Below are 12834 nucleotides of genomic sequence, written 5' to 3' on the forward strand. Positions count from 1 at the left end.
GGCGGGCCGCAGGGCATCCTCCGGGGGCCCACACCTGCTACAAGGTATTTTTTCCTCGCCGTCAGGTCATGAGGCGGTGTGGACCTTGATTGCCTGCTCTGCCTGCAGTCCGGCTTCCAGCCGCCCGGCCTCTTGCTGCGCTCCCTGGCATAGCCAGCGAACGTCGGAGTGGAGCCCGATGAAAGTGACCCCCCAGCTGATGAACAGCTTGGCATCGTCTGCGTCGTTCGCGAAAACGCCGGTGGCCTTTCCAGCCTTGCGTGCCTGGGCCACAACCGACCGCATGGCTTCGACGACCTCTGGATGCCAGGTGTCGCCCAGATGGCCGAGGGACGCAGCCAAGTCGGACGGGCCCAGGAAAACGCAGTCGACACCCTCGGTTGCACAGATGGCCGCAGCGTTGTCCACGCCGGATCGGGATTCGATCTGCACGATGGTGCACACTTGTTCGTTGGCGTTCTTCACGTACACCGGGTCAAGACCGTACCGGCCGGCCCGGACCAATCCTGCCACGCCCCGCACGCCAGCGTTACCGTTCTGCGGGTAACGCATCGCGCGGACAGCCGCCTGCGCTTCGTCCGCGCTGTTGACATTCGGGAAGATAAGAGTGCGCGCACCAATGTCCATGGCCCGCTTGGCCAGGACAGGATCGTTTTCGGCCAGGCGCACGATTGCCTCGGCACGGCCGCCGTTAGCCCGGGCGGCGTCGACGGCCCTCAACTGTTCCACAGCGCTGGCGGGATCGTTAGGGGCGTGCTCAAGGTCGACTACGAGCCAGTCGAACCCGCAATGGGCCAGGGCCTCGGCCACCGCAGGTGAACCCAGCGTTAACCAAGTTCCGGTTGAGGTGGCGCCGGAGCGCAGAGCCACCTTGACGGGGTTGTCGTGCATCAGGTCATCCTTCTACGAGATCTGTTCATTGTGTCCGCGGGCCGGACCCGGTCCATGTGGCCCCGAAGTTCAAGCCGTCGGGATTATCCTAGGTGCCGCGGAATCCCCAGCGGGTTGTTGCCCTGCAACTCCGCGGGAAGGACATGGTCGGGGAACCCCTGCAGTGCCACCGGACGCAGGAACCGTTGAATCGCTGCCGTCCCGACAGATGTGGTTTGGACGGCAGTGCTCGCCGGGTATGGTCCGCCGTGCTGCTGGGCATGTGTTACAGAGACGCCTGTGGGCCAGCCGTTCCACAGGACGCGTCCCGCCTTGCCGGCCAGAACACTGAGCAGTTGGCGGACGTCGCACTGGTCTGTGGCCTGTACCGTGGCGGTGAGTTGGCCGTCCATCCTCCGGGCAACCGTCAGGAGCTGATCTATGTCCTCGTACTCAACCACCAGGGAGAAGGGCCCGAACCGCTCGGCCAGGAACAGGTCCGGATCCTCGAGGACTGCTGCGATGTCGGTGGCCAGGATCAGTGGCGCCGGGCCGGCGGGCTCGCCGGGAATGTTCCCGTTCAGGATGCGGACCTGCCGGTGGCCTGCGAGCTCGGCAACTTCCCGGGTGTAGCCCGCTTGTATCCGTTCGGTCAGGAGCCTTGTGGCGCCCGGCAGTTCCGCGGTGCGCAGGTGTTCGATGATTTGGCTTCCCGACGGAACAAAGAGGGTTCCCGGTTTGGTGCACAATTGGCCGGCGCTGCCGGTCACTGCGGCCACGTAGCCCTCAGCGATGGCAGCCGGACGTTCTGCTCCCGCCGCGGGGGTAACAAAAACCGGGTTGTTGCTGCCCATCTCCGCATAAAACGGAATCGGAACATCCCGTTGTTGGGCGATGTCGTATAGTGCCCGCCCGCCGGGGATTCCTCCGGTGAAAGCGCCCGCCTGGATCCTGGGATCTTTCAGGGCCCGGACGCCGGTTTCTGTTCCGTGGATCAGGGCCAGCACGCCAACAGGTGCCCCGGACTCTTCCAAGGCCCTGAGGAGAATCGCGGCGGTGCGCGCCGAGAGCCCCGGATGTCCGTGGTGCGCCTTGACGATGACCGTGCAGCCTGCCGCCAGGGCTGAAACGGTGTCGCCGCCACCGACGGAAAAGGCAAAGGGGAAATTGCTGGCGGCGAAGACCAGCACCGGCCCCAGCGGGAGCAGCATCCGTCGAAGATCGGGGCGGGGTGCACCCATGGGCCATTCGGGATCGGAGTGGTCGATGCGTGCGTCAACGTAGCGGCCGATCCGTAGTTCCTCGGCGAAGAGCCGCATTTGAAAAACGGTCCGCGTCAATTCTCCCCGCAGCCGCGCATCGGTCAGATGCGTCTCTGCCATGGCGAGTTCGATGAGCTCGTCGGCGTGCGTCTCCATGGCTGCAGCCATCGCCTCAAGGTGGCGGGCACGGTCAGTGGAGGGCATCCGGGACCAGCTCTCGAAGGCGGTTTCGGCCGCGTTCAGGACTTCGTCCAGGCTCAGGTTTTCAATAGTTTCGATAGTCATCTTGACTTGCTCTCTTGTTTGTATCCAAGATGGTCGGCGGACACTTGGGCCCTAGTCGATCTCCTGGTTGCTCTTTTCTTTGGCGAACAACACAGCCACGAGTGAGATGGCGCCGCAGAGGATGATGAAAAGGCCCACCGGAAGATAGCTGCCGCCGAAGGCTGCGAGGAGTGCTGTGGCGATCAGCGGAGCCGGCCCGCCCGCGATAGCTGCTCCCAGCTGGTAGCCCAGGGAAGCGCCTGTGTAGCGGATGTCCGGGGAGAAGCTTTCTGCGATCACGGTGCCGATCAGTGACCCATAGGTGGGCCAGATGACGGCAAACCCGATGAAAAGCGCAACGGCAAGGAACGGCAGGGACTTCTGGTTGAGCATCCAGAGGTACGGGAGGATAAACACCATCAGGGCCACGGTGCCCCAGAGGAAAACCTTTTTCCGGCCGATCCGGTCCGAGAGCGCACCAAACTTGCCCATCGAGAACACGCCGATCACGGCGCAGACCAGCAGCACCGAGAGTACGGCTTCGCGCTTGTACCCCAAGGTCATGGCGTAGGAGACGGTGAACGTCGCGAACATGAAGAACGTCGAGGTCTCAACGATCTTGGCGCCCGTTGCGATAAGGACTTCACGCCAGTGGTGCTTCAGGGTGTCGACGAGGGGGACCTGTTTCGTCGCACCCGCGGCTTTCACCATCCGGAATGAGGGTGTCTCGTCGACCTTGTGGCGGATCCAAAGACCGACAGCCAGCAGGACAACCGACAGAAGGAACGGTATCCGCCACCCGTAGGCCAGGAACGCTTCGTCAGAGAAGACCGCGCCCGCGGCCAGGGTGATCATGTTGCCCAGAGCGAGGCCGAGCATAGCACCGGTCTGCGGGACTGCGCCGAAGAATCCGCGCCGGTTCTTGGGGGAGTACTCGACGGCCAGAAGCAGGCCCCCTCCCCATTCGCCGCCCAGGGCAAGGCCCTGGAGCAGGCGGAGCACAGTCAGAATGATGGGAGCCGCGACGCCGATAGCTGAATAGGTGGGCATCAAACCCATCGCGACAGTAGAGACGCCCATCAGGGTCAGCGTGACGACCAGTGTTTTCTTCCGGCCGATCCGGTCTCCGACATGGCTGAACAGAATGCCGCCGATCGGACGGATCAAGAAGGCCAGGGCGAAGGACGCCAAGGCCAAGAGCTGGCTGACGGTCGGATCGTTGGACGGGAAGAACAAGGGGCCGAATACCAGCCCGGACATGGTGCCATAAAGGAAGTAGTCGTACCACTCGATTGTGCTACCGACTGCGCTGCCCCACAGGGCGCGCTTCCGATCCTGGTCGGAGACCACGATCTGTGGCGCTGCGACAGTTGATGACATGTTTTTCTCCTAAGGGAAGGCCTTCGACGTTGAAGGTATGGATTAGTTGCTGCTGCCCATCAGGACCACCGAACGACCGATGTTTCCGTTCGTCAGCGAGTCGAATGCATCGTTGATCTGGGCCAGGCTGAACTTCTCGCCGACAAGGGCATCAAGCTGCAAACGGCCGGCCAGATACATGTCCAGGATCTGGGGTATCTGCACTGACAGATTGGAGGAACCGTACAGGCTCCCCCTCACCGATTTCTCCTGCTGGACAACCTGGTTCAGGGGCACGTTGATCTCGGCCTCGGCGTTGGACAGTCCCACCACGAAAGCCGTGCCGCGGGGGCGAAGTGCCATGACTGCCTCGCGAATGGACTGGGGCCGACCGATTGCCTCGACAGCCCAGTGGGCTCCATTGCCAGTGATCTCGTGCACAGTGGTGGCCAGATCGTGTTCACGCGTGTTGATCGTGTGGGTTGCCCCAAGCTCCCGCGCCTTCGCGAGCTTTTCGTCGTCAATGTCGGCAACGATCACCGGGTGGGCCCCGACTGCTGCGGCGCCGATGACCGCCGAAAGCCCCACTCCGCCGGCTCCAACGATGAGGATCGACTCACCGGCGGGAGCCCCCATTCCGTTCAGCACAACACCCATCCCTGTGATCACTGCACAGCCCATGATGGCTGCCACAGCGGCCGGAACCTCTTGGGGTATCTTGATCACCGATTCGCCGGATACGACGCATTCTTCCGCGTAGCAGGACACCCCCATCAGGTGATGTACGGGCTTTCCGTCCTGTGACAGCCGCGTTCCGCCGCGCAGCAGTTCGTTATGGGTCGCGTGCGCCGCGCCGAGGCGGCAGAGCGCAGGCGAACCGCTGCTGCAGTACTCGCACCGGCCGCAACTTGGCCGCCAGGTCAGAATGACCTTGTCGCCTGGCCTGACATGGGTGACGCCGGCTCCGACTTCCTGCACGATGCCCGCGCCCTCGTGGCCCAGCACGATAGGCGTCCGGCATGCCAGGTCCTGGACCATGTAGTGGTAATCACTGTGGCAGATGCCCGCCGCGTCAACGCGCACCCGGACTTCGCCCGGACCAGGCGCCTGTAGGTCAAGATCGACGACGGCAAGCGGTGCGCCTGCTTGGTTCATGATTGCGGCCTTCACCGATCACTCCTTGTTGCTTAGGTCTCATACCCCGTGTTTGAAATCACGGGAACTGAGCATAAGCATCAGGTCCGGACCGCCGTCGTCAAAATCTTCCTCTCACCCAGTGAGACGCCTATAGTTTGGCCCAGTGCGGAACTGCCCCCATCTGCCGGTTCAGTCCCAGTGTCGCTGCATGGACCGCGGGACCAACCAGTCTCATCTCCACCACCCCCACCGGAGCAGTGATGGAAATGGCCGCCACAGCAGTCCCATCACCCCGCAGAATGGGACTCGCCGCGCACGCCAGGCCGGCATGGGATTCTTCGCGCTCATAGGCAATTCCCTCACGTCGCGCCAGGTCCAGTTCGGCGCGAAGCTCCTGGGGATCGGTAACAGTGTTGGGCCCGATCTTCTCCAACTCACCGTTCAGAAGATCCTCGACCAGCTGGTCAGGAGCGTGGGCAAGCAGGGCCTTCCCGCCAGCAGTCGCATAGCACGGTACACGTCCACCAACCCGGGATGGGATGGTCAAGTCCCGGTACTGTCCGCGCAGGATCTCGATATAGACGACGTCGTTACCTTCGAGAACACCCAGCTGAACTGTCAAGCCCGTGGCCCGCCGGAGGTCGAACATCGTTGCCAGGGCCAGGCGCCGAAGATCCTTTGGCTGCTGCGCCATCTGCCCCAATTCAAAACACCGGATGCCGATCTGGTATCCCGACTTGACCCGGTCGACAAAATCGTGCTTGGCGAGTTCCGAGAGTATCCGTGCCGCGGTCGCCCGGGAAAGTCCGGCCCTGCGTGCGATCTCCCCACCCGTCAGGACTGGTTCTTCAGGACTGAAGACGTCAAGGAGCAGTGAAACCCGCTCAATCATGCTGGCAGGGGGCTTCGGTTCAGTGGAATTCACGTTAAGCATTATGGTCTCACTCAGCGAGACGGGCAAAGTCTCACGTAACCTTCTGATTGACAGCTCCGCCCGTCGCCACAACGGAGCGAGGGACAGGATGGGGCCCTGGACGAGCTCCGCTCAGTCGTGGGTCGCGCTCCAGCGAGACGGCGGCTCCACTGCAGTCGTCGGTGGCGAAGGCGGCGATGGTCCGGGCGGGTCTCCACAAACTCGCGTGCCAGTGGGCGCCCCGCAATGCCGCGGAAGTGCAGCCGGACAGTGACCTGGGTGAACGTTCCGGCACAGGGAACACCCAGCCGGTGCCCCCGATAGGTGGCTGGACCCGGAAACCGATCAGGCCGAGGTCGCCCGGCATACACGTCGGCGTCCACACCCCGGCGCATATGTGGGAGCGCTGCTACGACGGAAGTGCTCCAATGAAGGAATACAGCATCAGCTGTCGGCCATGGCGTCAGGGCTGGTTGAGTTCCCCACAGCAGTCGGCTTCCTTGCTGGCGGTCTGGATGATCCAGAACCGTTGAACAGCTCATAGGTTTCCCTATATGGGCCATCGGTGACAACGGGGATTTCACCTGAAATATGAACAACAGAAGCTTCGCTCATGTCAGCGGCGACCCCCTCACCGGCCAGCAGCACCCCGGCGTTCATGGGGATTCGTTTTAGGCGCCCCTGGCATTGATGACCTGTTCGATGTCCGCTGCTTCAAGCTTTTTTAGCCTCGTCGCTGGCGCGCATGATCAGCAATGAACTTCAATGTTCTTCTTGGTACCGAGAACGTCTTATGCGTCCTTCTGTTACTGCCTCAGGGCAAGCGTCGGATCGACAAGGACCAAGAAAAATTCTTAACACTGGTTCTTGATGGCCAGGAACTGATCCGCTTCTCAGTCTCCGTCGTCAGGCTCGTCCGAAAGGGGCCTCGTGGCCGGCCCGGCCATGCTTCGGGGCATCGTCATGGTGGATGCGCTTCGGTGCCCCGACCAAATCGGCGGGCACAGGAGGATCCTTCTCATCGTCAGATGTCATGAGGCTCATCCTAAAGGCAACAGAAGGTCGCGGTGGATGGCGACACCCATTAGGCCGCGCGGATAACTAGCGCTCAGATGGTTGATTGCCGGGCGGCCGGGGCGGTGTACTGGCCGGTTGCTTGGCTCCGTGCCGGTGTCCTGGCCATGGTCTCAGCGGCGTGCCTAGGCTCCTCAGTGGCCCGGAAATGGCGGAGCAGGCGTTCGGCGATATTGGCAAAACGATTTGTCGCCTAGTGTGCCGCCCACGTTATGGCCGCTCTTCCGCAGCAGCCTAGGGGACCGAAGAGCTTCGAGTGACGCCCTGTTGCCTCATTGCAATACCTCCGGGAGGGGTAATACGTTGCCTCATTTGAAAACCTCCGGATGGGTGGCTTCGTTGCCTCGTTGAAAAACCTCCGGATTGGTTAGCCGTTCCAGGCGCGGTTCACCGGTTTGAGAGGGGCTGGTTTCTTGGCCAGGGCGAGTGTTTCCAGCTCTGCGGTCAGAGCCAGGATCTGGCGGGAGAGGGCGCCGGGTTTGATGCGTTTGAAGGCCGCGTTCATCTGGATGACCGGCCGTTTGTGCACCCGTTCGTGCCGGACCGCGCGCTGGTGGGGTGTGGCCGGCGCGTCGTGCTTCTTGGTGATCTTCGCGCCGTGGCGTTGCCTGGAGAGCAGTTTCTGCTGGGGCAGCAGGTAGTTGGTGAAGACGCGGTCCACCTCCCAGATCTCGTTGAGTTTCTCCAGCTCCGCGGGCGTGTCGTAGCGCAGGTAGCCGACCAGTTCCCGGACCCGGGCCCAGTTCTTCTGCTCGACGTGTGCGCCGTCGTTTTTGTTCCCCGGGCGGGAGCGGGTGAAGGTGATCTGGTGCGCGTGGCAGTAGGCCAGCAGGTGCTCGTTGATGAACTCGGAACCGTTGTCCGAATCGATGCCGGTGATGGGGAACGGGAACACGGCAGTGACGTGCTCAAGGGCCTCAAAGACCCATTTCGCGGCCTTGTTCCGCACCGACCGGTTCACCGTCCACCCGGTGCAAACATCGGTCACGGTCAGCGTGCAGCAGAACTCCCCGAAGCTGTTCCCGCCCTCGTGACCGACAAGGTCGATCTCCACAAACCCCGGGACCGCGTCGTCCCACTCGGCCCAGGTGCGGACCGGAATCTGGGACTTCAGCAGCGTCCCCGGCTTGGTGTGGGACCGTCCCCGCGGGATCAGTCTGGCCCGCTCGCCGGCGAGCTTGCGGTCGATCGTCGCCGCGCTCATCCGCATCAGCAACACAGCCTGTTCATCGGTGAGCTCAAGCTCCCGGTCCCGCCGCAGCAACGGCACCAGCACCGGCAGCATCGGCGCCAGCAGCCTGCCGGCCGGGGCCCGCAGCACCGCCCAGCACTTGATCAGCGCCGGCAGCAGGTCCGGCCCATAGACGGGTGTCCTGCCCGGCCTCGGCCTGACGATTTTCAGCACCAGCGCGTCCCTCAGGGCAGCCCTGGCATAGTCGCGGTGCCAACCGGTCAGGTCGACCAGCTCGTCCAGGATCCGGGACTTCCCTGCACGGTCCGCGCTCTGATAGGCGAGGGCCTTCTTCTTCGTCACAGCTTGCCGCTGGGCCATCGTTAGCTCCATGAAAACGGGCATAGCCCGCAACCGCCACCAACACCTTCAACCACGCCGCTACGCGGAGGTATTCAAATGAGGCAACGAATCCGGCTACGCGGAGGTTTTCAATGAGTCAACGCGGACGCTTGACACACTTCGGCACCGCCCTTAATCTGGACGCCAAGTCGATTTGGCAAAACGATTTGATGCCCACTTCCACCGGCCGGGCTGCAGCGCGGCTTCACGTGGCCCAGCCGCCCGTCAGCCGGATGATGCGGCAGCTGGAGAGAGACCTTGGCGTTGACCCTTTCATCCGCAGCACACGCACTGTCCAGCTCACCGCGGCGGGAGTGGCGCTTACAGCATCAGCCCGGGAGATCCTGGCTGCAGCCGACCGTGCGAGAGCCAGTGCGATTGCCGCCGGCCGCGGTGCTGTGACGTTGCCTGTTTCTGCCTCCACGACTGTTCATGGCTGGGTTTCTGGCTGACTGCATGACTATTAGGCTTTTGTCCCAGGCTCTCTGAGATTCGCGGGGCAGCCACCTCGGCTGCCAAGAGAACAGGGCCAGGAAGATTAACGGGCGGCTGCTCATACGGAAAGGGGTGACCGGCCATGCTGCCCGGTTTGGAGGGAGGGCGCGCCGGTAAAGCGCAGGACCAACGACCCCACTGGCGCCGACTTCAAGGCCCAGCCCGTTCGGCTGATTTCCCGTGCGGGGGAGTTCGTGGTGGAGCCCGCTATGTAAGCGCGGCCTGGGCGGACTGGTGAGCCCTGCCGGGCCACCCCCTCAGGCGAGGCCAACTCTGCCAGCGCAACGTTCGGTGGAGCGGACCGTCTTTGGTTACGAGGCGGTGATGTTCTGCGCCCGAAGGCCCTTGGCGATTTGCTCAACGTCCAAGGACACCTTCTGGTTCTCCTCGTGGGAGCGGTAGCCGCGGCCGTCGGTGCTGCGGAGCCGGACGGTATTGGAATGACAACATCAACACTTGACGCCATTCTGAGGGTAGGAGTTCCCGCCATCCGCGCCTTGAATGCTGCCGACTACACCACACTCAGTGGGCTGGCCGGCGTGTCCCGCGCCGAACTGTCAAAGCTACATGGCGTAGGGCCCAAGGCGCTCCGCGTCATCGAGGAAGCCTGCAAGACCATGGCCTCTCCCTGACCTAGCCGCCCTTCGTCATAGAATGGCCGGCAATGGCCCCCTGCCGCCCGCCAGGAAGCGCATGCGACCTCAGCCGAGGGTAGCGAGACGTTGACCCGAGACAGGACGACATCATCACCGGCGGGGGAGAAGTCGTTTCGTCGCTCTGTCTAGCAACCTGCGCTGGATCCGTATGTCCGCGCTGCCTTAACAGACACTTTTCTGTCGAATGGGGTCTCAGATTTTCTTGGCCCTTTGCCAGAAATTCTGAGTCTGACCTTACACTGACAAACCTTCGGCCATGTTCCTGACGTCAGGTTGGGGTGTATCCCACCCTGACGTCATGCGTGAAGCTTGACGGCCGACTTCCGGCGGCGCATGCACTGGGGCGTTACGAACCAGCCACTGAGTCCGGTTCAGGTGAGACCTTATCCACACTCAGAATGGGGACTTGGACAGACACAAAGGTTACCGAGTTTTCCCTTATTTGAAGAGTCTAATGGTCTGTCGCGATGAGCGTGTGTGAGGCCAGTGGCAGTCGGTGAATGGGTTTGGTCGTGTTAGTCAATGGATGACCACTGCCGCCGCAAAACGTCGAGATGATTTCCGCGGCAATCGACACGGCGGTCTCCTCCGGCGTCCTGGCGCCCAGGTCTAGGCCGATCGGGGATCGAAGTTTGGCCAGTGCTTCCTCCGAAAAGCCGGTTTCGCGCAGTTGGGCTATTCGCATGTCGTGAGTCCGGCGACTGCCCATGGCGCCGATGTAGCCCGCTTGGGTGCGCAGCGCCCGTTCCAGGAGCGGGCCATCGAATTTGGGGTCATGGGTCAGGACGCAGAGGACCGTGCGCTCGTCGACGTCGGTCTTCGACAAGTATTGGTGCGGCCAGGCGACAACGATCTCGTCGGCCTCCGGGAACCGGGCCTTGGTGGCGAAGAGGGGCCGGGCGTCGCAGACCGTCACGTGGTAGCCGAGGAACTTTCCGATGCGGGCGACGGCGGCGGCAAAGTCGATGGCCCCGAACACGATCATGCGCGGCGGCGGTGCCATCGACTCGACGAAGACCGACACTTCATCGGACCGGCGTTCTCCTTCGCTTCCCACGTGCAGGACGCCGCTGGTTCCGTGCTCCAGCATTCCGAGGGCTCCGCTGGCCACCGCTTCTGTCAAGCCCTCGGGGCCGAGCGAGCCGCGCGTCCCGGACGGCTCGACCACAAGGCGGTGTCCAAGCGAATCCGAACCGACGATGATGGTGGCAATCGCCACTGGGCGCCTGGCGGCAACGGCTTCCATGACCTCGCCCAAGTCGGGGAAGGCCGTCGAATCCGCCACCTGGACCAGGAGCTCGAGGATTCCGCCGCACGTCAGGCCGGCAGCAAAGGCGTTGTCATCCGAAACGCCGTACCGGACGAGCTGCGGAACCCCCGTCTCCAGGACCTCCCGGGCCACTTCATACACTGCGCCTTCGACGCACCCGCCGGAGACACTGCCGATCACCTCTCCGGTTTCGGCCACCGCCATGGATGCCCCCGCGGGGCGCGGTGACGAGTTCCAGGTGCGTACCACCGTGGCTACCGCGAAGCGCCTGCCGTCGCGGTGCCATGATGCGATGTCCTCAAGGATGTCGCGCATGAATCAGTTCCTCCCGTGTAGTCCCGTGTGTCTTCCAGGCGCCGTCGCCGCTTCTTAGGCGAGCGACCCGGCGCGGCGGCCGAAGACGGCGCCGGAGGTCAGTCCGGAACCGCCCGGGTAGTTGCCGCTGAACAGCCCTCCGAGCATTTCGCCGCAAACGTAGAGGCCGGGGATGCCGGACCCGTCGTCCTTGAGCACCCGGCCGTGATCGTCGGCGCGGAGGCCGCCGAACGTGAAGGTGATACCGCACGTTACCGGGAATGCGTAGAAGGGTGCTTCCTTGATTTCCACGGCCCAGTTGCTCTTGGGCGGTTCCACGGCGGAGGAGCGCCCGTCCTTGGTGCTGGCGTCGAACGGCCGTGCGGCGTCGATGTTGGCGTTGAAGGTCTGCACCGTCTTGAGGAAGGCATCGGCGTTGACGCCAATGGAGGCTGCGAGTTCGTCGAGCGAATCGGCCACGTGCACGCTGGCGCCGTCGGAGTCGTATTCTTCGCTGCGCAGCATGGGCCTGGTGGTTGCGTCGTAGATCTGGAAGGCCCGTCCTTCCGGCTGCTTCAGGATCTCGGCACCGTACTTGGCGTAGGTGTAATTGCGGTAGTCGCTGCCTTCGTCAATGAACCGCTCGCCGTTGATGTTGACCACGATGCCCAGGAAGTAGCCTCCGCGGGTCAGCTGGTTCGTGAGGACGCGGCTGCCGTTCTCCGGTGCGTTCGCATCCCAAGCCACGCTGTGGCAGGTGGTCCAGTCACCGTAAGGTGCGGCACCGGCGTCGAGCGCTGCCCGAAGCATGTCACCGGTGTTGAGCGGGTTGCCGCGGACCTTGGCGCGTTCCCAACCCTCGCCCAGGTACTTCCGCCGCATGGTAGCGTCAGCTTCGAAGCCGCCGGCGGAGAGGATGACCGAATCAGCCCGGAGTTCGGCCTGCTTTCCGGCAGCGTCCCGGTAAACGACGCCGACGATGGCACCGTCCTCAACGAGGAGCGACTCGCCCGCCGCCTCGTAACGGACCTCGACGCCGAGGCGCGCGGCTGCGTCTGCGTGCTGTTCGATCAGTCCGACACCGCCGCCGACGGATCCCACCGCAAGGCCACCCCAGAACCGGTGCCTGCCCGCTGCGTCCGGGTAGGCCTGGCGTTCGTACATCAAGCGGAAGCGCAAGCCGTGGCCGTGGAGCCAGCGTAGGGTGTCGGCGCTGTTGTCCACCAGGACGTCGGTCAGGGTCTGGTCGTTGCTGCCGTTGGTCACCCGCTTCATGTCGAGTTGGAAGTCCGACGCCGTGTAGCTGGGCAGGTCGGTGGCGGCGTGCCGGGGGTCCGGCTCGATGAGGTCGCCCAGGCTGCCCAGTCCGTCGTGCGTGATCCGGAAGGCACCGGCCGTGTAGTAGCTGTTGCCGCCGCGGGCGGAATGGGGCGCCTTCTCCAGCAGGACGACACGGCGGCCGCGCTCGGCGGCAGCGATGGCCGCGCTGAAACCAGCGTTGCCTCCACCCACAACTACGACGTCTGTTCGATCTTCTTGACGGGACATGTGGATCTCCTTTTCGACCCTCGTGGATTCACTTGAATATTTCTGTATACATTTGGGGGCAGTCGTCGGCCATTGGCCTGGGACGCTGGTGGGCTGCCGGGTGGCCGGCTGCTGCTTAG

Annotated in this window: 11 protein-coding genes; 2 read left to right on the forward strand and 9 right to left on the reverse strand. The window is 63.4% G+C overall.

Annotated elements, in window-relative coordinates; translation table 11 throughout:
* Positions 1-66: 66 nt before the first annotated feature.
* From ACFRAH_RS00100 to ACFRAH_RS00130, 7 genes are all read right to left on the reverse strand, one after another.
* The gene (locus tag ACFRAH_RS00100; RefSeq protein ID WP_377988747.1) at positions 67-891 is read right to left on the reverse strand and encodes an HpcH/HpaI aldolase/citrate lyase family protein; all 825 of its coding nucleotides are present in this window, start codon (positions 889-891) and stop codon (positions 67-69) included.
* Between the two features lie 83 nt (positions 892-974).
* Positions 975-2417, reverse strand: coding sequence for an aldehyde dehydrogenase (NADP(+)) (locus tag ACFRAH_RS00105; protein WP_377988749.1), 1443 nt, complete (start codon positions 2415-2417; stop codon positions 975-977).
* Positions 2418-2468: 51 nt separating this feature from the next.
* Positions 2469-3776, reverse strand: coding sequence for an MFS transporter (locus tag ACFRAH_RS00110; RefSeq protein WP_377988751.1), 1308 nt, complete (start codon positions 3774-3776; stop codon positions 2469-2471).
* A 42-nt stretch (positions 3777-3818) separates the two neighbouring features.
* Positions 3819-4925 carry a zinc-binding dehydrogenase gene (locus ACFRAH_RS00115; protein WP_377988753.1) on the reverse strand — a complete coding sequence of 369 codons (1107 nt, stop codon included), beginning with the start codon at positions 4923-4925 and terminating at the stop codon, positions 3819-3821.
* 115 nt (positions 4926-5040) lie between these two features.
* Positions 5041-5826 carry an IclR family transcriptional regulator gene (locus ACFRAH_RS00120; protein WP_377988755.1) on the reverse strand — a complete coding sequence of 262 codons (786 nt, stop codon included), beginning with the start codon at positions 5824-5826 and terminating at the stop codon, positions 5041-5043.
* A 423-nt stretch (positions 5827-6249) separates the two neighbouring features.
* Positions 6250-6465, reverse strand: coding sequence for a hypothetical protein (locus ACFRAH_RS00125; RefSeq protein ID WP_377988756.1), 216 nt, complete (start codon positions 6463-6465; stop codon positions 6250-6252).
* 781 nt (positions 6466-7246) lie between these two features.
* Entirely contained in the window at positions 7247-8431 is a 1185-nt protein-coding gene (locus ACFRAH_RS00130; protein ID WP_377988758.1) for a DDE-type integrase/transposase/recombinase, read from the reverse strand.
* Between the two features lie 191 nt (positions 8432-8622).
* On the opposite strand from ACFRAH_RS00130, the gene ACFRAH_RS00135 reads away from it, so the two are divergent.
* Together ACFRAH_RS00135 and ACFRAH_RS00140 are read left to right on the forward strand one after the other, a co-directional pair.
* Positions 8623-8904: a LysR family transcriptional regulator gene (locus ACFRAH_RS00135; RefSeq protein ID WP_377988760.1), complete on the forward strand. Its 282-nt coding sequence runs from the start codon at positions 8623-8625 to the stop codon at positions 8902-8904.
* A gap of 483 nt (positions 8905-9387) precedes the next feature.
* Positions 9388-9579, forward strand: a complete 192-nt coding sequence (locus tag ACFRAH_RS00140; protein ID WP_377988761.1) for a helix-hairpin-helix domain-containing protein — start codon at positions 9388-9390, stop codon at positions 9577-9579.
* A gap of 475 nt (positions 9580-10054) precedes the next feature.
* On the opposite strand, the gene ACFRAH_RS00145 is transcribed toward ACFRAH_RS00140, so the two are convergent.
* Positions 10055-11188 carry an XdhC family protein gene (locus tag ACFRAH_RS00145; RefSeq protein WP_377988763.1) on the reverse strand — a complete coding sequence of 378 codons (1134 nt, stop codon included), beginning with the start codon at positions 11186-11188 and terminating at the stop codon, positions 10055-10057.
* A 54-nt stretch (positions 11189-11242) separates the two neighbouring features.
* On the reverse strand, positions 11243-12715 hold the full coding sequence (gene tcuA / locus ACFRAH_RS00150) for an FAD-dependent tricarballylate dehydrogenase TcuA (RefSeq protein WP_377988764.1): 1473 nt from the start codon (positions 12713-12715) through the stop codon (positions 11243-11245).
* Between the last annotated feature and the right edge of the window lie 119 nt (positions 12716-12834).

This window comes from Arthrobacter sp. NPDC056727 (assembly GCF_042790555.1).
Classification (GTDB): Bacteria; Actinomycetota; Actinomycetes; order Actinomycetales; family Micrococcaceae; genus Arthrobacter.